The sequence below is a fragment of the Collinsella sp. LCP19S3_D3 genome, assembly GCF_052121455.1.
Taxonomy (GTDB): Bacteria; Actinomycetota; Coriobacteriia; order Coriobacteriales; family Coriobacteriaceae; genus Collinsella.
The window spans coordinates 1-326 of the sequence record NZ_JBQKEF010000072.1; the positions used below are offsets into that span (position 1 = coordinate 1).

1 protein-coding gene is annotated in these 326 nt (G+C 66.9%); it reads left to right on the forward strand.

Features of this window, described 5'->3' with window-relative positions:
- Positions 1-326 (forward strand): agmatine deiminase family protein (locus tag ACTQXM_RS09085; protein WP_441537657.1); only part of this gene is annotated, 326 nt, incomplete at both ends.

Consider the following 326-nt stretch of genomic DNA (forward strand, 5'->3'; position numbering starts at 1 on the left):
GATCCTCGAGGGCGGCTCCATCACCGTCGACGGCGAGGGCACCCTCGTCGTCACCGACCAGTGCCTCCTGTCCCCCGGCCGCACCTGCTCCGCGGTGCTCGAGGAGGAGGACCCCGAGTCCCTCTGGCCCAAGTACCGAAAGAAGTTCGAGCCCTGGAGCGAGGAGCTTCGCGGGTACATGACCGAGCACCTCAAGGACTACCTCGGCGTCGAGGAGGTCATCTGGGTCAAGGAGGGCATCGACCCCGAGGAGACCAACGGCCACATCGACGACGTCGCCACCTTCATCGCCCCGGGCGTCATGGTCTGCATCTGGACCGACGACC